We start from the raw sequence: 23,265 nt of genomic DNA on the forward strand, positions 1-23,265 counted from the left end.
GACGTCTGGTACTCGCCGGCCTGGCTCCGGGTGAGTGCTTAGGTCTCCCAGGTGCACGAGTGCAGCAGCACACTCTTCGAATCGCATAAACGTTCGATGCTGGTCTAGGGTGGTGTCATCACCCCGGAGGGGCCGGAGTGGCAACGGAGATAGGGGGCAGTCAGTGGCGAGGTGGTCCAGGTGCGCGGATTTACGCATCTGCACGCCGTCTCCGGGTTCTCCCTGCGATACGGCGCCTCGCACCCTGAGCAGCTTGCGGAGCGGACCGCCGAGCGGGGAATGGACGCGGTCGCTCTGACAGACCGAGACACCCTCAGCGGGGCCGTCCGTTTCGCCAAGGCCGCAGGCCGGGCCGGCGTCCGCCCCCTGTTCGGAGTGGATCTCGCGGTGGAGGCGCCTCCCGAAAAGGCTGGACGCACAGAGCGGCGACGCGCACCGGCTCGCGGCGGCGCGTTCGTCGACGAGTCGGCCCAGCGTGTGGTTTTCCTTGCCCGGGACGGGGCCCGCGGCTGGGCCGAGCTGTGCCGGCTGGTGAGTGCCGCGCACGCGGACACCGCGGGAGACCGGCGCCCTGTGCTGCCCTGGGACACCCTCGGCGGGGAACACCTCACCGTGCTGCTCGGCCCCACCTCGGACGTCGGCCGTGCCCTGGCCGCTGGGCGGCCGGACCGCGCCGCCCAGATGCTCGCGCCCTGGCGGGAGCGGTACGGGGACGCGGCGCTGCGCATCGAGGTCGTCCGCCATGGCCGCAGCGGTACCGGCTCCGGTTCGCTGCGGCTCGCGGCCCGAGCCCTCGGCTTTGCCGCCGACCAGCGGATCACACCCGTCCTGAGTAACGCCGTACGCTATGCCGACCCCGGCCAGGGCCTGGTCGCGGACGTCCTGGACTCCGCCCGCCGCATGGTGCCGATCGACCCACGCGGCGAGCGTGACGGTGGCGAGCGGTGGCTGAAGCCGGCAACAGACATGGCGCGTATCGCCGAGCAGGTCGCTGAAGCCGCCGGATATCGCGCGAACACGGCCCGTCGGCTGCTTGAGGTCACCGAGGAGACCGCCGCCGCATGCCGTGTCGACCCTGAGGACGACCTGGGACTGGGCCGCGTGCACTTCCCCGAGCCGGAACTCGTCGGCGGTCACCGGCGCACGCCCGAGCGGGTGCTGCGTTCGAAGTGCGCCGCCGCAATGCTGCTGCACCGTTACGACCGCGACCGCCGCCGCTGGGAGCGCCTTGAGGACGAACTGCGCCTGATCGAGAGACTGGGATACGCCTCGTACTTCCTGACCGTCGCCCAGGTCGTCGCCGACACCCGTGGACTCGGCATCCGGGTCGCCGCCCGCGGCTCCGGCGCGGGTTCCCTGGTCAACCATCTCCTCGGGATCGCCGCCGCCGATCCCGTCGAGCACGGTCTGCTCATGGAGCGCTTCTTGTCCGACCGACGCGCGGAGCTGCCCGACATCGACATCGATGTGGAGTCCGCCCGCCGGCTGGAGGTCTACCGGGCGATCATCGACCGCTTCGGCCCGGAACGGGTGGCCACCGTGTCCATGCCGGAGACCTACCGGGTGCGGCACGCCGTACGCGATGTCGGTCTTGCCCTCGGTCTGGAGCCGGCCGAGGTGGACAGTCTTGCAAAATCGTTTCCTCATATCCGGGCCCGGGATGCCCGTGCCGCTCTGCAGGAGTTGCCGGAATTGCGTGGCATCGACCCGGAGGCGTACGGCCCGCACATGTGGGACCTGGTCGAGGCTCTGGACGCGCTGCCGCGCGGCATCGCCATGCACCCGTGCGGTGTCCTGCTCTCCGACGCGACGCTGCTGCACCGCACCCCGGTGATGCCGACCAGCGGTGAGGGCCTCCCCATGTCGCAGTTCGACAAGGAGGACGTGGAGGACCTCGGGCTGCTCAAGCTGGATGTGCTGGGCGTGCGGATGCAGTCCGCCATGGCGCACGCCGTCGCCGAGATCGAGCGGACCACCGGGCACCGTGTCGACTTGGACGACACCGCCCAGGTGCCACCGGAGGACCCGAAGACGTTCCGGCTGATCAAGTCCTCGCAGACGCTGGGTTGCTTTCAGACCGAATCGCCTGGTCAGCGTGACCTCATCGCCCGGTTGCAGCCCGAGACCTTCCACGATCTCGTGGTCGACATCTCGCTTTTCAGGCCAGGACCTGTCGCGGCCAACATGGTCGATCCGTTCATCAAGGCCAGACACGGGCGCCAGGCACCCCGCTGTCCGCACCCCGACCTGGAGCCCGCGCTGCGGGAGACGTACGGCGTGGTGGTCTTCCATGAACAGATCATCCGGATCCTGTCGGTCATGACCGGCTGCACCCTGGCCTTCGGCGACTACACGCGGCGGGCGCTGTCCGACGCGGACCAGGTCGGACGAGTACGGGCGTGGTTCGCGCAGGAGGCTCGCAGGCGGGGATACGAGGAGGAGGTCGTGGAGCGGACCTGGGAGATCGTCGAGGCGTTCGGGGCGTACGGCTTCTGCAAGGCGCACGCGGTGGCATTCGCGGTGCCCTCGTATCAGTCCGCGTGGCTGAAGGCTCATCATCCCGCCGCCTTCTATGCGGGGCTTCTTACCCATGACCCGGGGATGTATCCGAAGCGGCTGCTGCTCGCGGATGCCCGACGGCGCGGCGTGCCGATCCTGCCGCTCGATGTGAACGCGTCGGATGCCGCCTATCGAATCGAACTGGTGTCCGATGTGGAGGGTGGTCGGCCCGTTCATGGGATCCGGCTCGCCCTTTGTGACGTGCGGGGGATGAGTGAGAGCGAGGCGGCGCGGATCGTCGCAGGGCGCCCCTACAGCTCGCTCCAGGACTTCGCTTCCCGGGCCCGGCCGTCCCGGCCTGTCGCCGAACGTCTCGCCCAGGTCGGCGCGTTGGACATCTTTGGCCGCAACCGCCGCGACCTGCTGCTGCACCTCGCCGAGCTACATCACGGCCGACGGGGCTCCGCGCAGGGCCAGTTGACGCTGGGGGAGGCCGACGGCGGCCACCGTACGGTCGCCCCCGCCGGCCTGCCCGACCTGGACGACGCCGAACGGCTCGGAGCCGAGCTCGGAGTGCTCGGCATGGATACCTCCCGCCATCTCATGGGTGATCACCGGGAGTTGCTGGAAGAACTCGGCGTCATCCCCGCGAAGCGGCTCAAAGACCTGCCGCACGGCCAAGTCGTGCTGGTCGCCGGGGCGAAAGGAGCCGTTCAGACCCCGCCGGTCCGCTCCGGCAAACGCGTCATCTTCACCACGCTCGACGACACGACAGGCCTGGTGGACTGCGCGTTCTTCGAGGACAGCCACGAGGCCTGCGCCCACACCGTCTTCCATTCCTGGCTGCTGCTCGTGCGCGGAGTGGTGCAGCGCCGTGGCGGAGGCAGCGGAAAGGCGCTGTCGGTGACCGGCGCAGCCGCCTGGGACCTCACCGAACTGGCCGAGCTGCGCCGCGAAGGCGGCCTGTCAGCGGTGACGGAACGGCTCACCCAGGCCGATCGGGCTGATTCGCCACCGGGCAGAGCTGCGGACAGCCGCAGCCTCCGACTGGAAACCGGTTACGCACTGCACCCCTGGGCGGATCTGCAGCCGCCCGGCGAGTCCGTCAAACAGAGCCGCAAGCTATGGCACCAGAGCCCCGGGAGCGCAGGATGAGCATCCTCTACATCCACTTCCACGACCTGCGGGACGAGCAGCTCTACAGCCGTCTGCTCGCCCTGCTGGCCGAGTACACCCCCCTGGTGCAGGCGCTGCCACCGGATGCCGCACTGGCCGACGTATCCGGCAGCCTGCGCTACTTCGGCACGGACGCCACGGCACTGGCCGAGCGCATCCGAGCGCGCACGGGCGGGCTGTACGGACTCCGTTCGACGGTCGGTGTCGCCTCGAACCCGCTCCTTGCCCGCATGGTCGCGGCCGACGGCCCGCCCTCGGCGGTCCGCACCCTGCCCGACGACATCGACACGGTCGCCGACTTCCTCACGGAGAAACCCACCGCGGCCCTGCAGGGCGTGGGACCGGCGACCGCCCGCACTCTGTCCTCGTACGGCCTGGACAGCGTCGGCAGGATCGCCGCCGCACCACTCGGCACACTGCAACGCATCCTGGGCGTCACCGCCGGCCGCAACCTCCACGACGCGGCCCGCGGTCTCGACCCGACGCCAGTGATCCCCTCGGCCCCGCCCCGCTCGCTGAGCGTCGAACACCGCTTCGCTCAGGACGAGTTGGACCGGGGCCGGCAGCGTGCTGCCCTGCTGGCACTCACCGACCGTCTCGGCCTGCAACTGCGCGGCGAGTCCCAGGCGGCCTGCGCCCTCACCCTCACCGTCCGCTACGCGGACCGCTCGACGACGACGCGCACCCGCAAGCTGCCCGAACCCACCGCCCACACGCGCTCTCTGACGGCACTCGCCTACGACCTCCACGACCGGCTCGCTCTTCAACGCGCCCGCGTCCGCACCATCTCTCTGCGGGCGGAGAACCTGATCGCCGCCGAACGGGCCTCCCGCCAACTGCTCTTCGAGCCGACCGACGAGAAGGCCCGCCGTATCGAGGCCGCCGCCGATCGCGCCCGAGAGCGGTTCGGTACGGAGGCGGTGCAACCGGCAGGAGCGGCGGCGATCCATGTCGCATGATCAGACGCTTCCCGAGAGCGGTAGCACCCTCAAGGCGGTCGGTCTGATCGGGCCTGCGCGGACCTGCTGGCCACAGCCGGCGAGCCGGTGTTGGAAGGCGATACGGGCCGCCGGCCTGGCGAACCAGGCCGGCCTGCGCCACGCGGGGCGGCGTGTCACGCGTGATGTCCGGTTTCGCCGTAGGCACGAGTGGGCCGCACGGCGGCCGCCGCACCGCCAAGCCCGAGGGCCACCGTCGTGACAGGGGAAGGCCGACGCAGCGCGGAGATCTTGCCCGCCAGACTGTCGGACGCCGGGGCGTCGACGTACCGGTAGAAGACCCGCGACAGGGCCGACAGCACCGCCTCGCGGTTGTTGTCGTTCGCCAGCGCCTCGGCCACGCCGTCCGCCGCGGTACGCAGACGCCGGGCCGCGACGTCGCGGCCCACCAGCAGCTTCACGTTCGGCGAGACCCCGGGGGAGTTCCTCGCCGAGAAGCCCGTCACCGCGCTGCCCGGCGTCGGTACGGCGACCGCCCGCACCCTGTGCGAGTACGGCCTCGACACCCTCGGCCGGGTCGCCGCCGCACCCCTGTCCACGCTTCAGCGCCTGGTCGGCGCGAAGACGGGCCGGGACCTGTACGAGAAGGCGAACGGCATCGACCGCGACCGGGTCGTCCCGAACGCCGTCTCCCAGTCCCTTGCCACCGAACGCCCCTTCCTCCTGGACGAGTTGGACCCCGACCGGCACCGCCGCGCCCTCCTCTCGGCCGCCGAGGAACTCGGCGCCCGGCTGCGCGCCCTGGAGAAGGTCTGCCGCACTCTGACCCCTCACCGTGCGCTACGCCGACCTCCTGCTCCTCCACGACCCGCAGCCACACCCTCAAGGAGCCGACCGCGCACTCCGCGGCCCTGACGAGGACGGCGTACGGACTGTACGAGGCGCTCGGTCTGCAGCGCGCGCGGGTCCGTGCGATCGCCCTGCGCGCGGAGGCCCTCGGGCCCGCCGAACAGGCCTCCTACCAGCTCACCTTCGACCCTGTCGACGAGAAGGTCCGCCGGGTCGAGGAGGTGGCCGACCAGGTGCGGGCGAAGTTCGGCCCGGACGCGGTGAAGCCGGGAACGCTGGCGGCGTGACGATCGGTCACCCCGAACGCCGCTTACTACCACTGGAAGTTTTTACTGACGCGTAACTTCACACTTCTGCTACTCGACCGTAACTTGACGAATGAACAGCATCCTCGTGATCCGGATCACAGGGTAAGGCCATCGCACCTCCCTTGAGCCGCAAGGAGATCACCCGATGCTGCCCTGGAAGCGCGTGCTCAGACCGCTTGCCGCACTGCTGCTGGCCGCCGCGGCCGCCACCGTCCCCGCCACCGCGACCGCCGCCTACGCCGACTCCGCCGCGACCGCCCCGTCGAGCGGCTGGAACGACTACCGCTGCAAGCCCTCCGCCGCCCACCCCCGCCCCGTCGTCCTCGTGCCCGGCACCTTCGGGAACTCCGTCGACAACTGGCTGGCCCTCGCCCCCTACCTGACGGTCCGCGGATACTGCGTCTTCTCCATGGACTACGGCCGGCTCCCGGGTGTCCCGCTCTTCGACGGACTCGGCCCCATCGACACCTCGGCCGGCGAGCTCTCCGTCTTCGTCGGCAAGGTGCTCACCGCGACCGGCGCCGCCAAGGCCGACCTCGTCGGCCACTCGCAGGGCGGCATGATGCCCCGTCACTACCTGAAGTTCCTCGGCGGAGCCGCCAAGGTGAACGCGCTCGTCGGCCTCGCCCCCAGCAACCACGGCACCACCCTCAGCGGACTCACCAACCTGCTGCCCTACTTCCCGGGCGCCGAGGACCTGCTCTCGGCCGCCACCCCCGGCCTCGCCGACCAGATCGTCGGGTCGGACTTCCTCACCAGGCTCAACGCGGGCGGCGACACCGTCGCCGGCGTCCACTACACGGTCATCGCCACCCAGCACGACGAGGTGGTCACGCCGTGGCGCACGCAGTACCTCAGCGGCTCCGACGTGCACAACGTCCTGCTCCAGGACCTGTGCCCGCTGGACCTCTCCGAGCATGTGGCGATCGGGCTGTTCGACCGGATCGCCTTCCACGAGGTGGCCAACGCGCTCGACCCGGCCCACGCCACCCCCACCACCTGCGCGTCCGCCCTGAGCTGACCCGCGGATCGTCCCGCCGGGGCCTGTCCGACCTGAGCCGCCGGTCAGGCCCCGGAGTCCTCAAGACCAAGAAACCGTGAAAACGCCTGCTCGGGGGCGGTCGACGGCGATCTTTAGGGTCGCCTTAAGGACATGCTGAGCCTCAGCTCAGGTAGGTAGCTCGGGTAGGTAGCGTGCACGGTATGACGAGCGAGGAGATCCGGCCCGCGACGGCGGCCGACGTACCGGCGGTGAAAGCCGTCACGGACGCCGCGTACACGCACTACATCGAGCGCATCGGGCAGGTGCCGCTGCCCATGGAGGCGGACCACGCGGCGAACGTGGCCGCGGGGAAGGTGTACGTCACCGGCGATCCGGTCGGCGGCGCCGTGGTCGGTCTGGTGGTGGTCGAGGCGTTCGCGGACCATCTGTTCCTCGACAGCATCGCCGTCCACCCCGACGCCCACGGCAAGGGCGTCGGACGGCGGCTGCTGCACTTCGTGGACGCACACGCGCGTGCGCTCGGCCTGTCCGAGGTCAGGCTCTACACGAACGCCATGATGTGGGAGAACCAGAAGATCTACCCGAGGTACGGCTACCAGCTCGTGGAGCGTCGCATGGACGGACCGTACGACCGCCTCCGCTACCGCAAGCGGCTGGACTGATCGCGCCCGGCGGCGGGCGTCAGCCGTCCGGCCACCAGGTGCGTGCGATGTCCTTGCGCACCTCGGGGCGCCCGGCGGGCCGTTCCTCGGCCTCGTCGCGGAGCCGGCGGGAGTCCGTCTTCTTCAGGGGCTTCTGCACGGTGGTACGGCGCATGGCTGCCTCCTTCAGGGCCACCGGGTTCCGCGTTCTCACGGAGGTAGACCCTTTCGGGGAGAGTTCCTCATCGCCCTCGATCTGTCAGTGGCGGCTGTCACGATTCGATTGTCAGTGGTGGGTGTCACTCTTGGGCACATGACGAAAAAGAGTGACGAAGCGACTTCGGTCGGCGTCGACTGGGACGCGGCGGCGCCCGCCTTCGACGAGGAGCCGGACCACGGCCTGCGCGACCCCGAGGTGCGCGCCGCCTGGGCCCGGCGGCTGCGCACCTGGCTGCCCGAGCGCGGCGGTGACGTTCTCGATCTCGGCTGCGGCACCGGCAGTCTGTCGCTCCTCGCCGCCGAACAGGGGCACCGGGTGACGGGGGTCGACCTGTCCCGGCCCATGATCGACCTGGCCCGCGCCAAACTCGCCGGGCGTGACGCGGTGTTCCTCCTCGGTGACGCGGCGGCGCCCCCGGTCGGCGAGCAGCGCTTCGACACCGTGCTCGTACGGCATGTGCTGTGGGCCCTGCCCGACCCCGCACGGGCCCTGCGGCACTGGCGCGACCTGCTGCGGCCGGGAGGCCGACTCGTGCTGGTCGAGGGTGTCTGGGGGACCGTGGCCCCGGTCGGCATACCGGCGGACCGGCTCACCGCCCTGGTGGCCCCGCTGACCGAGCACGCGCGCGTGGAACGGCTGTCACAGGACGCGGGACTGTGGGGCCAGGCCGTGGACGACGAGCGGTACGCGGTGGTGGCGACGGTGTGAAGCGGCCGCCCGCACCGCAGCCGAACCCGCAGGCCCTCACGTCAGCAGGCCCTCACGTCAGCAGGACCTCACCTCAGCAGGGCCTCGAAGTCGCCGCCGTGCGCCAGTGCCTCCAGCTCGTTCAGAGCGGCCACGGCGGCCGCCGCTGCCGTCGGGTCGGTCCGCGCCAGCCCGCTCTCCTCGAACTCGTCCTCGTCCAGCCGCCGGACGTCCGTCCCGTCGGCGGAGCGCCACAGGTCCAGGTCGAGGTCCTCGACGGTCAGTTCGGTGCCGGAGAGCGTGGCCGGGCGGGTGATGTCGCAGTACCAGCCCTTCAGGGCGCCCGCCCGGTCGCGGACCTCCTTCACCGCGTACCAGCGGTCCCGCCAGTAGTACTCGGTGAACACGTCACCCGCCTCGAACCGTACGAACCCGAAGTCGCGTACGCCGTCACCGGCCCAGGGGGCGCGCACGGCGATCCTGGTGCCGTCGTCCGACAGCAGCTCGGCCGCGTAACGGATCTTCGTCCGGCCGCCCTTGACCAGGACGACGTCCACCTGACCCGCCGGGGCGGCCGACTCAGCCGAGTTCGCGGACATACCGCACCTCCGTCGCGCAGATCTCGTACCCGAACCACTTGTTGATCGCGAGCATGGGCCCGTTGTCCGCGTCGTTGCCCGTGTAGGCCTCCCGGCACCCCGCGGCGCGGGCGCGGTGCAGCGAGTCGTTCTTGACGAGCTTGGCCAGCCCGCGGCCGCGGTGGGTGCGGGCGGTGCCGGTCATGCCCGTGTTGATGGGGGTCCCCCCGCTCGAGTCTGTTCGAGAGTGGGGGAGACCGCCCTCGGTGTGGGCCACGCTGAAGGCGACCGGCCGGCCGTCGGCCACGGCGACCGAGGTCAGGTCCAGGTTCAGGTGGGGGTGCTTCCAGTACTCCTCGATCCAGGCCTCGTAGTCCGTGAACTCGGTGGCGATGTCGCTCGGTTCGTCCGACGCCGTTTCCGCGTCCAGGGCGAACAGCGGGCGCGGGTCGTCGGCGAAGTCGGCGGCCGTGCGCAGTTCGACGCCGGGCGGGGGTTCCTGGAGCGGCGGCAGCGTGGCGTGGGCCAGGTCCAGGCGCAGGAAGTGCGAGGAGCGGCTCGCCCGGTAGCCGTGGCGCTCGGCGAAGGCACGGTTGCCCGGCTCGTCCAGGACCCAGCTGAACAGCTTCGTCGCCCCGTGCGCCGACAGATGCTCCTCGGCCGTGCGGACCAGCAGCGCGCCCGCGCCGCGTCCGCTGCACGCCGGGTCCACGTACACGTTGAGCGAGCCCTGTCCGGGTTCGGGGCTCTCATGGGCGAGCCCCACCTGGGCCGTTCCGATGACCTGGCCGTCCTGCACCGCGACCAGCTTGCGGGCGTGGGCGTCGGGATGGGACAGGGCGAGGCCGTGCAGCACGGAGGCCGGGCTGAAGAACACATAGGGCAGAGCGAGATGCCGGACCCGGATGAAGCCCTCGATGTCTGCGCGTGCGTCGGGGCGCAGATCGCGCACGATGACGGTCATGTGAACGGACGCTACGGGGGAGCGGCGTCCCCATGCCTCTCAATTTTCCGGCGGGTACGGGACAATCGGCCCGTGACCTTGAAGATCCACATCGATGAGAGCGCCGCGCCGTACGAGCAGGTGCGGGCGCAGATCTCCGGGCAGGCGCGGTCGGGAGCTCTGCCGGTCGGCTACCGGCTGCCGACGGTGCGGGGACTGGCCGAGTCGCTCGGCCTCGCCGCGAACACCGTCGCCAAGGCGTACCGGGCGCTGGAGGCGGACGGGGTGATCGAGACCCGGGGGCGGGGCGGCACGTTCGTGGCCGCGGCGGGGTCGGCGGCGGAGCGTGAGGCGGCGACCGCGGCGCAGGCCTACGCCGAGCGGGTGCGGCGGCTCGGGCTCACCCAGGAGCAGGCGTCGGCGGCCGTACGGGACGCCCTGCGGGCGGCCTACCAGGATTGATCGGCCATGAGGTGACCGAGCGGGCGTGATCGGCCAGGTGTGATCGTGCGGGCGTGATCAGCTGCGGGCCGCGAGCGCGCGAGGGGTGCGGGTCACCGTCAGGCCGGCCCGCTCCGCCGTCCTGCCGAACAGCGCCGCGTCCCCGACCGCTGCGCCGCCGGGGTCGTTGTTGAAGTACGCGTACACGTCGTCCCCGTCCTGCCAGGTCGTCGCGACGCGGTCGATCCAGCTCTCCAGGGCGCGCTGCCCGTAGCGCGGCCACGGCTGGGCGCGGCCCTGGTGGAAGCGGACGTAGCCCCAGTCGGCGGTCCGCCACAGCGGGGTGACCGGGCGGGAGAGGACGTCGGCCCAGCACAGGGCCGCGCCCCGGGACCGCAGGACCTCCCGCACCTCGGGGGTCCACCACGAGTCGTGACGCGGCTCCACCGCGACCCGCGTGCCCGAGGGGAAGCAGGACAGACAGGCGTCCAACAGCTCGGTGTCGGCCCGCAGGGTCGGCGGCAGCTGGAGCAGGACCGGGCCGAGCCGGGCGCCGAGGCCGGCCGCGTGGCTCATCAGCCGGTGCACCGGCTCCTCGGGGTCCTTCAGCCGCTTGATGTGGGTCAGATAGCGGCTCGCCTTCACCGCGACCGTGAAGTCCGTCGGCACCCGCCCGGCCCAGGACGCGAACGTCTCCCGCGACGGCAGCCGGTAGAAGGCGTTGTTGATCTCGACGGTGGCGAAATGCTCCGTGTACTCCTCCAGCCACCGCCGCAGGGGCACGTCGGCCGGGTACAGGACGCCCCTCCAGTCCTTGTACTGCCAGCCCGACGTGCCGACGTACAGCGTCATACCTCCATCAAAACACCTACAGGTACAGTCCCGCGTCCGACCGCCCCCGGGGCTCGGGCAGCGAGGTCGGGGACGTGCCCCGGCGCAGTGCGTACAACTCCGCCAGCGTGGCGCCCTCGCGGCCGATGTCCTCCTCCCGGGCGGCGGCCTCCCTGCCCAGCCAGTCCACGGCCTCCCGCTGGGTCAGCGGGCCGACCTCGATCCGGGCCAGACAGCGGCCGGGGCGGACGACGGCGGGGTGCAGGCGCTCCAGGTCCTCGTTGGTCGTCACGCCCACCAGGACGTTGCGGCCCTGGCCGAGCAGGCCGTCGGTGAGGTTCAGCAGCCGCGACAACGCCTGGCCCGCCGTGTGCTTGGCCTCGCCGCGGATCAGCTCGTCGCAGTCCTCCAGGAGCAGCAGCCGCCAGCGGGCCTTGCCCGTGCCGTCCTCCTCGCCGATCGCGATGTCCATCAGATAGCCGACGTCGGAGAACAGCCGTTCGGGGTCCAGGACGCAGTCCACCTGGCACCAGTCCCGCCAGGACCGGGCCAGGGTGCGCAGCGCCGAGGTCTTGCCGGTGCCGGGCGGGCCGTGCAGCAGGAGCAGTCGGCCCGCGATGTCCTCGGGGGTCGTCCCCATCAGCCGGTCCAACGCCTCGGCGACGGGGGCCGTGTAGTTGGGGCGCACCTCGTCCCAGGTGCCCGCGGAGATCTGCCGGGTGGTGCGGTGCGGGCCGCGTCGCGGGGAGACGTACCAGAACCCCATGGTCACGTTCTCCGGCTGGGGTTCGGGCTCGTCCGCCGCGCCCTCGGTGGCCTCGTCGAGCACCTTCGCGGCGAGTTCGGCGGTGGTCGCGGTGACCGTGACGTCGGCGCCGCGGTTCCAGCGGGACACCAGCAGCGTCCAGCCGTCCCCCTCGGCCAGGGTGGCGCTGCGGTCCTCGTCGCGGGCGACGCGCAGCACGCGGGCCTGCGGCGGCAGCAGGGTCGCGCCGGAGCGTACGCGGTCGATGTTCGCGGCGTGCGAGTACGGCTGCTCGCCCGTCGCGAAGCGGCCGAGGAACAGCGCGTCGACGACATCGGACGGGGAGTCGGAGTCGTCGACGGTGAGCCGGATCGGCAGAGCGTCCTGTGGCTGGGCAGACATGCGGCCATGATCCGGCACATGGGCCCCGTCTGCACCCGGTTTCCGCAGTGCGCGTGGTGTGCCCGGTGTGTCGGATGTGCCCGGTGCGCCCCGTGTCCCGGATCCGGCCGTCGGGTCCGGGCTGTGGTGGGTGGCCCCGACGGGCTCCGCCGGGGCCACCGCCCTCATACCAGTCGCCGGAGTCGCCGGGTCCGCCGGACCATCGCGTACCCCTTGGTCAGCGCCCGGTCCCGGGCGAACGTACGGCCGATCGCCCGGCCGTCGAGCAGTCGTTCGAACTCCGTGGTGTCCGTGGCCCGCCGTACCGTCACCCGCCGCAGGGCGTACGGCCCTTGCGCGCGGCGGGCGAGGGAGTTGCCGACGGCGAGCGCCTGGGCGAAGCCGTGGCCGCGCACCGCCGCCCGCACCCGGCGACTGGAGTAGCCGTACGGGTAGGCGAACGACACGGGCAGGGCGCCCAGTTCACCGGCGACGATGTCCCGGCAGCGGGTCAGCTCGGCGCGCAGCGCCACGTCGTCGAGCTGGTCGAGCTGCGGGTGGGTGTGGCTGTGGCCGCCGATCTCGACGCCCGCGTCCGCCAGTCGGCGTGTCTGACGCCAGTCCAGCATGGTGTCCAGGCCGCCGCCGGTGTCGTGGGCGCCCCGGATCCAGCCGGTGGAGACGAACAGGGTGGCCGGAAAGCCGTGCGCGGCCAGGGCCGGGAGGGCGTGCCGGTGCACGCCCTCGTAGCCGTCGTCGAAGGTGATCAGCACCGGGCGGTCCGGCAGCGGCCGGCCCGCCCGCCAGCGGGCCGCCAGGTCCGCCGTGGTGAGCGGGGTCAGGCCCCGGTCCGCGATCACCGCGAGCTGCTCGGCGAACGCCTCGGGACTGACCGAGAGCGTGCGGGTGGCGTCGCTGGGGTCGGCGGCGACCGCGTGGTACATGAGGATCGGCACACCCCCCGGCGTCATGCGGCCCGCTCCACGTCGTCCAGGGAGATCGGCACCACGGCGAACGTCGTCCCCGCCCGCCGCGCGCGCATGCTGCCGACCACGTACCCGCCGGCCGCGTGCAGCACCCCGGCGACGATCGCGGCCGCCCGCCGGGCCCCGCCGGGGCGGGCCAGCAGCAGGTCGCGCAGCCCGCGGACCACACCGGCCGGCAACACCCGGGTGGTGTACCGGCGTTCGGTCTCCAGCCCCTTGTCGACGCCGACGCTGCGGGCGACGAGCGCCTTGGACAGGCCTTCGGCGTAGGTGCGCGTGCGGAAGTACCCGAAGCGCTCGCGTCCCTCGGGCACCCTGTGGTGGATCACCGCGCGGTCGTCCATCAGCAGGATCGCGTCGGGTCTCGCGCGGCTGAGCCGGATGCACAGATCCGTCTCCTCGCCGCCCATCGGCCGTTTGCTGCCGTCGCGTCCGATGCCGGTGGCGAAGCCGCCCACGCACTCGAACGCGCTGCGCCGGAAGGAGGCGTTCCCGCCGAGGATGTTGCGCACGCGGACCCGGCCGGGCGGCAGGCCCAGGTAGGAGCAGCCCACCACCCAGTCGAACTCCTCGGGGAACCAGTCGGGCCGCCGCCCCGACGACCACACCGGCACCGCCCGGCCGCCCACGGCGAGCACCCGGGGGTCGGAGTAGGGGTCGGCGAACCGGCGCAGCCAGTCCCGTTCGGCGACGGCGTCGTCGTCGAGGAAGGCGACGACCTCGCCGTGCGAGGCGGCGATGCCGGTGTTGCGGCCGGCCGACAGACCGCGCGGGCCCGCGTTGGGCAGCACCCGTACCTCGTCGGTCTCCTTGTACTCGCTTCTCAGCCGGTCCAGGAGCGTCGGGTTGTGGTCGACGACGAGCAGGGTCTCCACGGCCGGGTGGGTCTGCGCGCGCACCGAGGCGACCGCCGCGAGGATGTCCTCCCAGCGGTCCTCGGTGTACACGCAGATGACGACGGAGACGTCGATCGTGTTCAAGACGCCTCTCCCCGGACCGAGTCGAGCATCGGCGAGCGGCGGACCAGGCGGCGCAGCGCCCGCCGGTTGGACCGCTCCCGGAGGATCACCCGCAGGACGCGCAGCCCGTCGCGGACGGCCCGCAGGTTGCTGACGCCGTGGATGCGCAGGTACTCGTGGCTGGGGATCTCCTGGACCTTCAGCCCGGCCTTGACGACCCGGATGTTGATCAGGGTCTCGATCTCGAAGCCGGTGCAGTCGAGCTCGACCTTGTCCAGGCAGTGCCGCCAGAACGCGTTGTAGCCGTAGCACAGGTCGGTGTAGCGGGCGCCGAACTTGCGGTTGACGATGGCGCACAGGACCCGGTTGCCCAGCCACCGGATGAAGGTCATGTCGTCGGTGCCGCCGCCGTTGGCGAAGCGGGAGCCCTTGGCGAAGTCCGCGCCGGAGACGAGGGCGCAGACGTACGACACGATCTCGTTGCCGTCGGCGGAGCCGTCGGCGTCGACCATCACGATGATGTCGCCGGTGCACGCCTCGAAGCCGGTGATCAGGGCGTCGCCCTTGCCCCGGCCCTGCTGGCCGACGACCTTGACGCCGGGCCACAGCTCACGCGCGACCTGGACGGTGGCGTCGGTGGAGTTGCCGTCGACCAGGACCACTTCGTGGATCCAGTCCGGCAGGGTCTTGAAGACGTACGGAAGGTTCTCGGCCTCGTTCATCGCGGGGATGACCACGCTCACCGGCGGCGCGATGGCCAGGTGAGAGGAGATGGGCCGGTATTTGTCGACGGCGTGCGGGCTTTGGACATCCTCGCCCGAGGTCGCCGGCTGCAGAACGGAACTCATGACTTCGGTCCCTCTCGTCCGGTGGGCCGCCCGCCCCTGGGCGGCCCGGAATCCACGTCCGGTTCGAAAGGGGGGTTTGGTGTCTCACCCACGAACGGCACGGCCACGGCCGTGCGGCACGACATGGCGGCACGCTCCGCGCGCACACCGGGTGAGCTGGCAAAGCTGACCGGCCACCGGCGAAACGACGGCGGCCGACTGCGCGGCACGGCCCGGTCACCACTGCGGTCACCGAGCTCGGCACCCCCCTACCGCGCTCTCGTCCCGGATGCCGCCGCGGTCCCTGAGCCCTCCCCTGGAGCCGATGCCGACGGTCCGATGCGAGTGAGAAGTATGACGGTATTGATGATTAAGCCCGGATGGCAAGCCCTTGGCGGACCTCTTACCTTTTTGTTCGTTTGACCGTTACACAATGATGCGTCCCGACCGAAACAGATGTATGGCTATGGGAGAAAAGGGAATTGAGGGGCTGTCAATAAACCTGATGTGCGCACGTAATGGCGCGAGCGAAAAGAGGCCGTGAACGATCACGTCAGGGCACAGAAAGTCTTGGCATGGACACTTCCCGTCAACACGCGTAGTTGCTACGACGGTTGTGGCAGAGATCCTGCTAAAGGGAGGTTCCATGAGACGTTCCCGACTTGTCGTATTCGTCAGCTCACTCCTCCTCGCCGTCGGCACCGCCCTCACCGGGGCGGCCGCGGCGCACGCGTCCCCATCAGCCGCGACCGGCGGCTATGTGGCGCTCGGCGACTCCTACTCCTCCGGCGTCGGCGCGGGCAGCTACCTCAGCTCCAGCGGCGACTGCAAGCGCAGCACCAAGGCGTACCCGTACCTCTGGAACGCCGCCCACGCCCCCGCCTCGTTCACCTTCGCGGCCTGTTCAGGCGCTCGTACGAGTGATGTTCTGGCGAACCAGCTCGGCGGCCTGAACTCCTCCACCGGCCTGGTCTCCCTCACCGCCGGCGGCAACGACGCGGGCTTCGCCGACGTCATGACGACCTGTGTCACCGGCTCCGACAGCACCTGCCTCAACCGCATCAACACCGCCAAGGCCTACGTCGACTCGACGCTCCCCGGCAACCTCGACACCCTCTACTCGACGATCAGCGCCAAGGCGCCCAACGCGCACGTGGTCGTCATCGGCTACCCCCGCTTCTACGAAGTCGGCACGCTCTGCCTGGGCCTGTCCGACACCAAGCGCTCCGCCATCAACAACGCGGCCGACTACCTCGACGCCGCGACCGCCAAGCGCGCCGCGGCCCACGGCTTCGCCTTCGGCGACGTCCGCACCACGTTCACCGGCCACGAGATCTGCTCCGGCAGCTCCTGGCTGCACAGCCTCAACCTGCTCGACATCGGCGAGTCCTACCACCCGACCGCATCCGGTCAGTCGGGTGGCTACCTGCCGGTCCTGAACAGCGCGGCCTGAGCCGTCACTCGGACGGCGAGGACGAAGGGGAGGCCCCGGCCGACGGGGTCTCCCCCTCGCAGGTGACCGAGAACGGCACCGAGTCGGACGTCGTCTTCACCGGCTCCCGCACCTCGACGCCGATCGCGTTCTCATACGTCCCGCTCTGCGCGTACGTCGACACGATCACCTTGTCCTGCTTGGACCTGCCCCCGCCCGACGGGAACTCGAGCGTCTTCCAGGTCTGCCCGGAGAGCTCGCCGTCCTTCGTCACCCAGCGGTAGGACACCGTCGCGGGCAGCCGCCCCACGGTGATCGTCGCCGTGAAGGCGGGCGCGTCGGCGTTCCCTGGCGGACACGAACCGGAGTACTCGGTGTGCGCCCCGCTCACGGTGACCGCGACGGTCTGCGCCGGCGCCTCGGAGGAGGCGCTCTCACTCGGACTCGGACTCGGACTCGGCGACTTGCTGGTCCTTTCGCTCGACTCCGGCCGCGTCGGAGGCGAACTCGCGATCTCCGTACCGCTGTTGGTGACGCCGCCGGTGCCGCCTGCGCCGCTGCCGTCGTCACGGTTCAGCAGCCCGTAAGTCAGCCCGGCGACCGCCAGCGCCAGCACCGCCACCCCGGCCACCAGGACCACCCCGGCGCGTCGGTTGCGCTCCGGCCGGGGCGAGTCGGTCGTCGCCGGGGCGGCCGTCCAGGGCTGGGGCGGCGTCGGCGGCCCCTGGCGGAGAGGCTCGGCGGGGGTCGCCGCCGTCGGCGGATACGGCGTGTACGGCGTGTACGGCACCTGCGCCGTCGCACCGGTCGCGTCCGCGAGCGGGTCGCCGCCCGCCGCGACGATCCGCAGGTCACGCTCGGCCATGTCGGCCGGCAGCCGCTGGGCCGGATCCTTGCGCAGCAGCCCCTCGATCACCGGTGCCAGCGGCCCGGCCCGGTACGGCGGCGGCAACTCCTCGTCGACGATCGCACGCAGGGTGCTCAGCGGGGTGTCGTGCCGGAACGGGGAGTTGCCCTCGACCGCCGCGTACAGCAGCACGCCCAGCGACCACAGGTCCGACTCGGGCCCCGGCGTACGCCCCAGCGCCCGCTCCGGCGCGAGGAACTCGGGGGAGCCGATGACCTCGCCGGTCATGGTCAGCGCGGAGGTGCCCTCGACGGTCGCGATGCCGAAGTCGGTGAGCACCACCCGGCCGTCGTTCGACAGCAGCACGTTCGCCGGCTTCACGTCCCGGTGCAGCACCCCGGCCTCGTGCGCGGCCCGCAGCGCGGACAGCACCTCGGCCCCGATGTGCGCGGCCCGCGCCGGTTCCAGCGGCCCCTCCGCGTCCAGCAGTTCGGCGAGGGAGATCCCGCGCACGATCTCCATGACGATCCAGGGCCGCCCGTCCTGCGTGGCCACGTCGTACACCGTCACGACGTTCCGGTTCGCGACCCGGGCCGCGGCCCAGGCCTCGCGCTCCAGCCGGGCGTACATCCGCTCGACGTCCGAGGCCGACAGTCCGTGCGGGGCGCGCACCTCCTTGACGGCGACCTCGCGGTGCAGCACCTCGTCATGGGCCCGCCACACCGTTCCCATGCCGCCCTCGCCGAGCGGGGTCAGCAGACGGTAGCGGCCCGCGATCAGACGTTCACTGCCCGGTTCTTCGGACACCGCGCCCCCATTCCGCTGTTCGTGTCCGGGCGAAAACCCCCGCAACTCCCCCAACGTAGCTCAGCCGAGTACGGATGCGGCCCCCTTGAGCACCAGCCCGGCGCCGAGGGCGACGACGAGGAACGCCGACCACAGGGGCATGTTGCGGCGGACGAGCGTCACGGCCGGGTGGGTCGTCCAGCGCGGCTGCCGGTCCAGGAGGCGGGTCGCCCCCGCGCCCAGCCTGACGACGGCGAACCCGGCGGCGGTGAGGGTCAGCGCGAGCCCGACGCCGTACGCGACGACGAGCAGCAGTCCGAACCAGGCCTGACCGAGCGCCGCCGCGCCGACCAGTACGACCACGGCGGACGGGCTGGGGACCATGCCTCCGGCGAACCCGAGCAGGATGGTGCCGCGGAGGGTGGGGGCGACGGCGTGGGTGTGGGTGTGGCCGCCGTGGGTGTGCGTGTGGGTGCGGCCGTGCTGGTGGTCGTGCTCTTGCTCGTGGTCGTGGTGATCGTGGCTGTGGTCATGGTCATGGTCGTGACCGTGGTCCTGGGCGGGCTCGGAGGCCTGATGGGTATGCGTGTGCGGGGTGGGGGCGCCCACTAGGGCCAGTTGACGGGCGGGGGGCTTGGCAGGCGCGTGACTGTGGTCATGCCCGTGCCCGTTCCCGTGGTCATGGTCATGGTCATGTTCGTGGTCAGGGCCGTGATCGTGCCCGTGTCCGTCCCCGTGATCGTGCTGGTGCTCATGTCCATGTCCATGTCCATGTCCATGTCCATGTCCGTGGCCGTGCCCCAGTCCGTGTCCGCGGTTGCGCCAGGCCCGGCGGGCGAGGCTCGTGCCCGCGAAGAGCACCAGTGCGCCGCTGGCCAGGCCCAGCCAGGCGATCACCGAGGGCGCCGCGGCCGATCCTGCGGTGACGAGGAGGCCGAGGGCGACGACGCCCAGGGTGTGGGTGATGGTGACGGAGGCGGCGAGTGGCAGGACGTCCTTCATCCGGGCCTTGCCGCCGCGGGCGGCTGCCGTCGCCGCCATGATGGTCTTGCCGTGTCCCGGCGCGACGGCGTGCATCGCGCCGAGCCCGACGGCGATCACCAGGGCCAGCGCGGCGAAGCCGACGGTGAAGTGCTGTCGCGCGACCAGGTCGTCCAGGGCCTGCGTCCAGCGGTCGGCGCCGCGCGGCAGCACGGACGCGGCCGGAGCGTCCCGCTTGTCCTCGACGAGGGCCGCGCCACCGGGCCGCACCTTGACGGACGCGGTCGAGGTGTCGGCCGGGGAGGAGAGCAACTCCTTGGGATAGCCGGTGAGTTCGCCCGAGGTCGACTTCTCGGGCACGTCGGAGTCGGTGAGCGTCATACGGTCGCCGCGGGCGGTGATCTCACGCCAGCCGGGGCCGCTGGAGGCGCCCTCGCTGTGGAAGCCGAGGGTGACGGTGTCCTCGTCGGGCAGCGGGGCCGTCAGCCGGCACTCGACGCGCAGGGTGTTGAGCCCCGCCTGACCGGGCCGTACGACCGCCTTGCTGCTGCCCGCCGTGAGGGTGACGGCACGGCCGTCGACGGTGAGTCTGCTGCCGCTCGCGGCCGTCGCGCACCGCTGCCGGGCCCACTCGGTCATCCCGAGCCGCTCGATGTCCGGCTTCGCCTGGGTCGCCGGGATCTCGGCGAGGTCCTCGACGTGGTCGACGCGCAGTTGTCCGGGGGTGGCGACGAGTCCGTCGTAGCGGTTGACGGTGAAGTTGCCGAGGGGGTGCGCGCTCGCGCCGGCGGAAGGAACCAGCGCGAGCGCGCAGCCGGCCGTGAACACGGCCGCGCAGGAGGCGAACAGACGACGACGCGACCTCACTTGCTCGCCTCCAGCGTCTTGAGTGCCGTACGGGCCTCGCGGGCGCCCAGCGGGGAGAAGCCCGGGTTCAGCTTCAGGGCGGCGGAGAGGTGGGTACGGGCGTCGGCGGGGTGCGAGGTGGCCTTCTCGATCACACCGCGGTGGTAGAGGAAGGCCGCGTTGCGGTAGCCGGTGGCCGTGGCCTGCCGGGCGTAGGGGAGCGCCTCGGCGTCCTTGCCGTTGACGTGCAGGGCCCAGGCGAGGGCGTCCGCCGTGTGCACGGTGTGCCGGCGGGACCAGTCGTCGCGGGCCGCGCGCAGGGCCGTCGCCTTGTCGCCGTGGTCGGCGGCGGCGAGCGCGGTGTCGAGGTCGGCGTTGACGCCGTTGGCGCGGGCGATCGCCGTCCACGCGTCGACGAGCGCGTACTGGTCCTGGGCCTTCGCCCGGTCGCCCTCGCCGTCCCGGGCCTCGTACAGCTCGCCGAGCTCGACCAGCGGGCCGGGGAGCGGATAGCGGGCGACGATGAGCTCCAACCCCTTGATGGCCTGGTCCTGTTGGCCGCTCGCCGCCTGAGCGCGGGCGCGGCCCTCCAGCGCCGGGAGGTAGTTCTCGTCGGCGGCGAGGGCGCGGGCGTAGTGGGTGAGCGCGGTGGGGTAGTCGCCCTGGTTCCAGGCGAGTTGGCCGAGCTGGGAGGCGACATAGGCGATGTCGCCGGGGGAGGTCGACGCGGCGAGCGCGCGGTCCAGGACCCGGCGGGCGGTGGTGACGTCGCCGCGCAGCTCGTGGACGTAGGCGTAGCGGGTGAACACCGGTACCCCGGGCCGCCGTTCGTCGGCCGTCCGCACGGCCTGCTCGGCGTCGTCGTAGCGGCCGAGTTCGACGAGGGCGTCGATACGGGAGCACAGGGCGCGTTCGCTGTACGGGTTCCGCTGCAACGCCTGGTCGGCGTAGGTCAGGGCGTTCGCGAAGTCGTGCCGGGCGGCGGCGAGGGCGGCCCGGCCGGCGAGGGCCTGGTCGTTGTCGGGGCGCAGGGCGAGGGACCGCTTCAGGGCCTGCTCGGCCTGCGGGTAGCGGGAGGGGTCGCCCTTGGTGCGGGCCTGCTCGACATAGGCGAGGCCGAGGGTGGCCCAACCGCCGAAGTCCTTGGTCTGGGCGCGGAGATGGGTCTGAAGCGCGGTGATGCCCGAGTCGAGATCGCCACTGGCGAGGAGCCCGGGGGAGACCGCCGCGGCGGTCGCGACGGGCATGTCCTGTCCGTCCCGCGCCGCCCCGAGCGCGATCGCCCCGGCGGTGAGCGCGACGGCCAGCATCGCGGCGCACGCCCCGAGTTGGACCCCGCGCCACCGGCGCCCGGCGGCGCCCACACGACGAACGGCGGCGACACGATCGTCACCACATCCGGCAGCGTCGCCGCCGGTCGCGGCGTCCGCGCCGGGGGTCACCTCACCGGCGGTCGTGGCCGCGGCAGTCGCGTGCGCGTCGGGTGAATTCGGCTCGGTGTCCCCTGCGGCCGTGTGCTCGGGGTTCGCCTCGACGACGTCGCCCGCGGCTGCGCCGGTCACGAGGGAGGCGTCCTCGGGGGCCCGCCCGGAGTTCGGGGCGGGTTGATCTGAAGCCGCTGCCGGCAGGCCGGAGGCCGCCCGCTCCGGTTCGCCGTCGTTCGTCCGCGGGGACATGCCCTCTCCTAGGTCGCCTGGGGTGGATCAGCCTGCTCGCGTGGGGGTGGCGCGGCCCGCGTCGTGGGGGATGAGTACGCGGGCCGCGCCGGTCGGTGGGGTGGGCCGGGGAGCGCAGGTTTCTCCCCGGCCCGTCTCGCGGGAGGGCCTAGTAGGCCCGCCGCCGCCCGCGCCACCACATCAGCCCACCGCCGATGAGGAGGATGCCCGCCGCGCCGGCGCCCGCGGAGGACGCGATCAGCGTGGTGTTGTCGTCGGAGCCCGTGAGGGCGTCACCGAGCTGGCTCTTGACGTCGGCGCCGCCCTTGGCGGTCGCGCCGCGCGAACCCTCGGTCGGCAGGGCGATGTAGGGGAAGTACTTCTCGAAGTACTTGTCGTTCTTGTCGACCGCGTCGCCCAGGTCGTTCTTGGAACCGACCAGCTCGCCCTCGACGACCTGCAGCGAGGCGTCGATCACGTCGTCGGTGAGGCGGCGGCCGTTCGGGAAGCCCGCGTTGTCACCGTCGAGGACACCGAGCCGCTTGGGGCTGGCGGTGGGCTTGATGGAGGTGTTGAGGCGCAGTTCCTCCGAAGGCGTCACGTACGGCGGCTGGTTGAGGCCCTTGACGCCCTTCAGGAACACGTCGACGAGGTCGTTGCGCGGCTCCTTCGGCGCCTTGATCTTGTAGATCGCCTCGATGAGCTTCGGCAGCTCGGGGTTGGTGACGTTCTTCAGGAACTGGCCGTCGTCCTTGGGCTTGGACGCGTTGAACTTGTCCTTGTCCTTGATCGGGTTGACGACCTCGTTGACCAGCGGGTTGCCCAGCCGCGAGACCTGCGTGTAGTAGCCCTCGGCGTTCTCGCGCTGGGTGGTCGACCAGATGCCGACGATCGGCTGGTGCTTCGACTCGGCGATCAGGTCGTTCGGCACCTGAAGGGCGATCGTGTTGACGTTGTAGCCCTTGAGGGTGTCGTTGCCGACCTCGGAGAGGTCACCGCCGTACAGCAGGTCGAAGACGCGCAGGTCGGCGAAGAACGGGTCGTCGGCCTGGCCGGCGAACGTCTTCGAGCCGTTGGACAGCTTGTAGATCGCCTCGTCGCGCAGCTTCGAGTACTTCGGCATCGAGGCCTTGCCCACGTTGGACGGCGCCACCGGCACGTCGTCCGCGAGCTTGGTCTCGTGCTCGACCTTGCCCTTCTTGAGCTTGATCAGCTCCAGGTCGTAGGTCTGCGTGACGTTCAGGTCGGGGTCTTGCAGGCTGTCGACCACGCCGGTGTTGTAGAGGAACGACTTCCGGTTCTTGACGTTCGTCTTGAAGGTGTAGCGGAAGATCAGGTCTTCCTTGGCGTCACCGTTGTTGTCGATGCGGACGTCGTACTGGGCGTCCTCGGCGAACTGGTAGAAGTTCGGGCCTCCGCCGGGCTCCTCGAAGGGGATGACGTTCGCGATGATGGTCGTCGTGTCCGGGTGGTCCGGGCTGACGAACGCGTAGAGGTCCGAGTTGTCGTACTGCGGGGTCCCCGAGATGAGAGGGGCCTCACGGTGGCTGGAGGCGTAGGCCGCCCCCGGAGCCAGCGTGGCGGCGCCGGCGGCTGCGAGCCCCCCGGCGGCCAACGCACCGCATATGAGGGTCGCGACGCTCCTGCGTCCGTTGCCGCTCCGCGAGATAGCTGTCATGCCGTCCGTCCTCTGTGCCAACTTGCCT

Annotated in this window: 20 protein-coding genes and 1 pseudogene; 8 read left to right on the plus strand and 13 right to left on the minus strand. The window is 71.5% G+C overall.

All coding sequences use genetic code 11. The features are described from left to right. The first annotated feature begins 180 nt into the window (after nucleotides 1-180). Both ACIBTS_RS00355 and ACIBTS_RS00360 read left to right on the plus strand, forming a co-directional pair. Nucleotides 181-3,654: a DNA polymerase III subunit alpha gene (locus ACIBTS_RS00355; protein WP_399315655.1), complete on the plus strand. Its 3,474-nt coding sequence runs from the start codon at nucleotides 181-183 to the stop codon at nucleotides 3,652-3,654. After that, a complete protein-coding gene (locus ACIBTS_RS00360; RefSeq protein ID WP_399315656.1) occupies nucleotides 3,651-4,634 on the plus strand; it encodes a DNA polymerase thumb domain-containing protein in 984 nt (327 codons plus the stop codon). Before ACIBTS_RS00355 ends, ACIBTS_RS00360 begins: the two co-directional genes overlap by 4 nt. Nucleotides 4,635-4,789: 155 nt before the next feature. Here the strand turns inward: ACIBTS_RS00360 and ACIBTS_RS00365 are convergent, their stop codons facing one another. After that, nucleotides 4,790-5,014, minus strand: coding sequence for a hypothetical protein (locus ACIBTS_RS00365; protein ID WP_399315657.1), 225 nt, complete (start codon nucleotides 5,012-5,014; stop codon nucleotides 4,790-4,792). 79 nt (nucleotides 5,015-5,093) lie between these two features. Here ACIBTS_RS00365 and ACIBTS_RS00370 point away from each other — a divergent pair. The 3 genes and pseudogenes from ACIBTS_RS00370 to ACIBTS_RS00380 all read left to right on the plus strand — a co-directional run. Next, nucleotides 5,094-5,749 (plus strand): annotated as a pseudogene (locus tag ACIBTS_RS00370) (DNA polymerase thumb domain-containing protein); the annotation flags it as partial. Nucleotides 5,750-5,915: 166 nt separating this feature from the next. After that, nucleotides 5,916-6,791, plus strand: a complete 876-nt coding sequence (locus ACIBTS_RS00375; protein WP_399315658.1) for an esterase/lipase family protein — start codon at nucleotides 5,916-5,918, stop codon at nucleotides 6,789-6,791. 182 nt (nucleotides 6,792-6,973) lie between these two features. Further along, complete coding sequence (locus tag ACIBTS_RS00380; RefSeq protein ID WP_399315659.1) at nucleotides 6,974-7,435, plus strand: GNAT family N-acetyltransferase; 462 nt, start codon at nucleotides 6,974-6,976, stop codon at nucleotides 7,433-7,435. Between the two features lie 19 nt (nucleotides 7,436-7,454). Here the strand turns inward: ACIBTS_RS00380 and ACIBTS_RS00385 are convergent, their stop codons facing one another. Beyond that, nucleotides 7,455-7,589 carry a hypothetical protein gene (locus ACIBTS_RS00385; protein ID WP_099937639.1) on the minus strand — a complete coding sequence of 45 codons (135 nt, stop codon included), beginning with the start codon at nucleotides 7,587-7,589 and terminating at the stop codon, nucleotides 7,455-7,457. Between the two features lie 138 nt (nucleotides 7,590-7,727). Between ACIBTS_RS00385 and ACIBTS_RS00390 the strand changes: the two genes are divergently transcribed. Next, nucleotides 7,728-8,342 (plus strand): class I SAM-dependent methyltransferase, encoded by a 615-nt coding sequence (locus tag ACIBTS_RS00390; RefSeq protein WP_399315660.1) that lies wholly within the window; start codon nucleotides 7,728-7,730, stop codon nucleotides 8,340-8,342. A 68-nt stretch (nucleotides 8,343-8,410) separates the two neighbouring features. On the opposite strand, the gene ACIBTS_RS00395 is transcribed toward ACIBTS_RS00390, so the two are convergent. Beyond that, nucleotides 8,411-8,920 carry a DUF402 domain-containing protein gene (locus ACIBTS_RS00395; RefSeq protein WP_319670235.1) on the minus strand — a complete coding sequence of 170 codons (510 nt, stop codon included), beginning with the start codon at nucleotides 8,918-8,920 and terminating at the stop codon, nucleotides 8,411-8,413. Then, the gene (locus tag ACIBTS_RS00400) at nucleotides 8,901-9,863 is read right to left on the minus strand and encodes a GNAT family N-acetyltransferase (RefSeq protein WP_399315661.1); all 963 of its coding nucleotides are present in this window, start codon (nucleotides 9,861-9,863) and stop codon (nucleotides 8,901-8,903) included. Before ACIBTS_RS00400 ends, ACIBTS_RS00395 begins: the two co-directional genes overlap by 20 nt. 72 nt (nucleotides 9,864-9,935) lie before the next feature. On the opposite strand from ACIBTS_RS00400, the gene ACIBTS_RS00405 reads away from it, so the two are divergent. Then, complete coding sequence (locus tag ACIBTS_RS00405; protein ID WP_319670237.1) at nucleotides 9,936-10,304, plus strand: GntR family transcriptional regulator; 369 nt, start codon at nucleotides 9,936-9,938, stop codon at nucleotides 10,302-10,304. A 57-nt stretch (nucleotides 10,305-10,361) separates the two neighbouring features. On the opposite strand, the gene ACIBTS_RS00410 is transcribed toward ACIBTS_RS00405, so the two are convergent. The 5 genes from ACIBTS_RS00410 to ACIBTS_RS00430 form a co-directional block, all read right to left on the minus strand. Then, nucleotides 10,362-11,135 carry a DUF72 domain-containing protein gene (locus tag ACIBTS_RS00410; protein ID WP_399315662.1) on the minus strand — a complete coding sequence of 258 codons (774 nt, stop codon included), beginning with the start codon at nucleotides 11,133-11,135 and terminating at the stop codon, nucleotides 10,362-10,364. A 16-nt stretch (nucleotides 11,136-11,151) separates the two neighbouring features. After that, the gene (locus ACIBTS_RS00415; protein WP_399315663.1) at nucleotides 11,152-12,261 is read right to left on the minus strand and encodes a DUF5925 domain-containing protein; all 1,110 of its coding nucleotides are present in this window, start codon (nucleotides 12,259-12,261) and stop codon (nucleotides 11,152-11,154) included. A gap of 164 nt (nucleotides 12,262-12,425) precedes the next feature. Continuing rightward, nucleotides 12,426-13,211 (minus strand): polysaccharide deacetylase family protein, encoded by a 786-nt coding sequence (locus ACIBTS_RS00420; RefSeq protein ID WP_399315664.1) that lies wholly within the window; start codon nucleotides 13,209-13,211, stop codon nucleotides 12,426-12,428. After that, nucleotides 13,208-14,206 (minus strand): glycosyltransferase family 2 protein, encoded by a 999-nt coding sequence (locus ACIBTS_RS00425; protein WP_399315665.1) that lies wholly within the window; start codon nucleotides 14,204-14,206, stop codon nucleotides 13,208-13,210. Before ACIBTS_RS00425 ends, ACIBTS_RS00420 begins: the two co-directional genes overlap by 4 nt. After that, nucleotides 14,203-15,033 carry a glycosyltransferase family 2 protein gene (locus ACIBTS_RS00430; protein WP_399315666.1) on the minus strand — a complete coding sequence of 277 codons (831 nt, stop codon included), beginning with the start codon at nucleotides 15,031-15,033 and terminating at the stop codon, nucleotides 14,203-14,205. The genes ACIBTS_RS00425 and ACIBTS_RS00430 overlap by 4 nt, the downstream gene beginning before the upstream one ends. A 625-nt stretch (nucleotides 15,034-15,658) precedes the next feature. Here ACIBTS_RS00430 and ACIBTS_RS00435 point away from each other — a divergent pair. Next, nucleotides 15,659-16,465, plus strand: coding sequence for an SGNH/GDSL hydrolase family protein (locus ACIBTS_RS00435; protein WP_399315667.1), 807 nt, complete (start codon nucleotides 15,659-15,661; stop codon nucleotides 16,463-16,465). A gap of 4 nt (nucleotides 16,466-16,469) precedes the next feature. On the opposite strand, the gene ACIBTS_RS00440 is transcribed toward ACIBTS_RS00435, so the two are convergent. The 4 genes from ACIBTS_RS00440 to ACIBTS_RS00455 form a co-directional block, all read right to left on the minus strand. Further along, nucleotides 16,470-18,098 (minus strand): serine/threonine-protein kinase, encoded by a 1,629-nt coding sequence (locus tag ACIBTS_RS00440; protein WP_399315668.1) that lies wholly within the window; start codon nucleotides 18,096-18,098, stop codon nucleotides 16,470-16,472. A 60-nt stretch (nucleotides 18,099-18,158) separates the two neighbouring features. Continuing rightward, the gene (locus ACIBTS_RS00445) at nucleotides 18,159-19,925 is read right to left on the minus strand and encodes a nickel transporter (RefSeq protein ID WP_399315669.1); all 1,767 of its coding nucleotides are present in this window, start codon (nucleotides 19,923-19,925) and stop codon (nucleotides 18,159-18,161) included. Further along, entirely contained in the window at nucleotides 19,922-21,580 is a 1,659-nt protein-coding gene (locus tag ACIBTS_RS00450) for a tetratricopeptide repeat protein (RefSeq protein WP_399315670.1), read from the minus strand. The genes ACIBTS_RS00445 and ACIBTS_RS00450 overlap by 4 nt, the downstream gene beginning before the upstream one ends. A gap of 148 nt (nucleotides 21,581-21,728) precedes the next feature. Next, the gene (locus ACIBTS_RS00455) at nucleotides 21,729-23,237 is read right to left on the minus strand and encodes a DUF4331 domain-containing protein (protein WP_319670247.1); all 1,509 of its coding nucleotides are present in this window, start codon (nucleotides 23,235-23,237) and stop codon (nucleotides 21,729-21,731) included. Nucleotides 23,238-23,265: the final 28 nt, after the last annotated feature.

Origin of the sequence: Streptomyces sp. NPDC050121, assembly GCF_044460385.1 — a bacterium.
Taxonomy (GTDB): domain Bacteria; phylum Actinomycetota; class Actinomycetes; order Streptomycetales; family Streptomycetaceae; genus Streptomyces; species Streptomyces soliscabiei.

What these genes read in the sequence shown, in the direction of transcription:
- ACIBTS_RS00360 (WP_399315656.1), top strand. Translation starts at nt 3,651, where the DNA reads ATGAGCATCCTCTACATCCACTTCCACGACCTGCGGGACGAGCAGCTC.
- ACIBTS_RS00375 (WP_399315658.1), top strand. Translation starts at nt 5,916, where the DNA reads ATGCTGCCCTGGAAGCGCGTGCTCAGACCGCTTGCCGCACTGCTGCTG.
- ACIBTS_RS00380 (WP_399315659.1), top strand. Translation starts at nt 6,974, where the DNA reads ATGACGAGCGAGGAGATCCGGCCCGCGACGGCGGCCGACGTACCGGCG.
- ACIBTS_RS00385 (WP_099937639.1), bottom strand. Translation starts at nt 7,589, where the DNA reads ATGCGCCGTACCACCGTGCAGAAGCCCCTGAAGAAGACGGACTCCCGC.
- ACIBTS_RS00390 (WP_399315660.1), top strand. Translation starts at nt 7,728, where the DNA reads ATGACGAAAAAGAGTGACGAAGCGACTTCGGTCGGCGTCGACTGGGAC.
- ACIBTS_RS00395 (WP_319670235.1), bottom strand. Translation starts at nt 8,920, where the DNA reads ATGTCCGCGAACTCGGCTGAGTCGGCCGCCCCGGCGGGTCAGGTGGAC.
- ACIBTS_RS00400 (WP_399315661.1), bottom strand. Translation starts at nt 9,863, where the DNA reads ATGACCGTCATCGTGCGCGATCTGCGCCCCGACGCACGCGCAGACATC.
- ACIBTS_RS00410 (WP_399315662.1), bottom strand. Translation starts at nt 11,135, where the DNA reads ATGACGCTGTACGTCGGCACGTCGGGCTGGCAGTACAAGGACTGGAGG.
- ACIBTS_RS00415 (WP_399315663.1), bottom strand. Translation starts at nt 12,261, where the DNA reads ATGTCTGCCCAGCCACAGGACGCTCTGCCGATCCGGCTCACCGTCGAC.
- ACIBTS_RS00420 (WP_399315664.1), bottom strand. Translation starts at nt 13,211, where the DNA reads ATGACGCCGGGGGGTGTGCCGATCCTCATGTACCACGCGGTCGCCGCC.
- ACIBTS_RS00430 (WP_399315666.1), bottom strand. Translation starts at nt 15,033, where the DNA reads ATGAGTTCCGTTCTGCAGCCGGCGACCTCGGGCGAGGATGTCCAAAGC.
- ACIBTS_RS00435 (WP_399315667.1), top strand. Translation starts at nt 15,659, where the DNA reads ATGAGACGTTCCCGACTTGTCGTATTCGTCAGCTCACTCCTCCTCGCC.
- ACIBTS_RS00450 (WP_399315670.1), bottom strand. Translation starts at nt 21,580, where the DNA reads ATGTCCCCGCGGACGAACGACGGCGAACCGGAGCGGGCGGCCTCCGGC.
- ACIBTS_RS00455 (WP_319670247.1), bottom strand. Translation starts at nt 23,237, where the DNA reads ATGACAGCTATCTCGCGGAGCGGCAACGGACGCAGGAGCGTCGCGACC.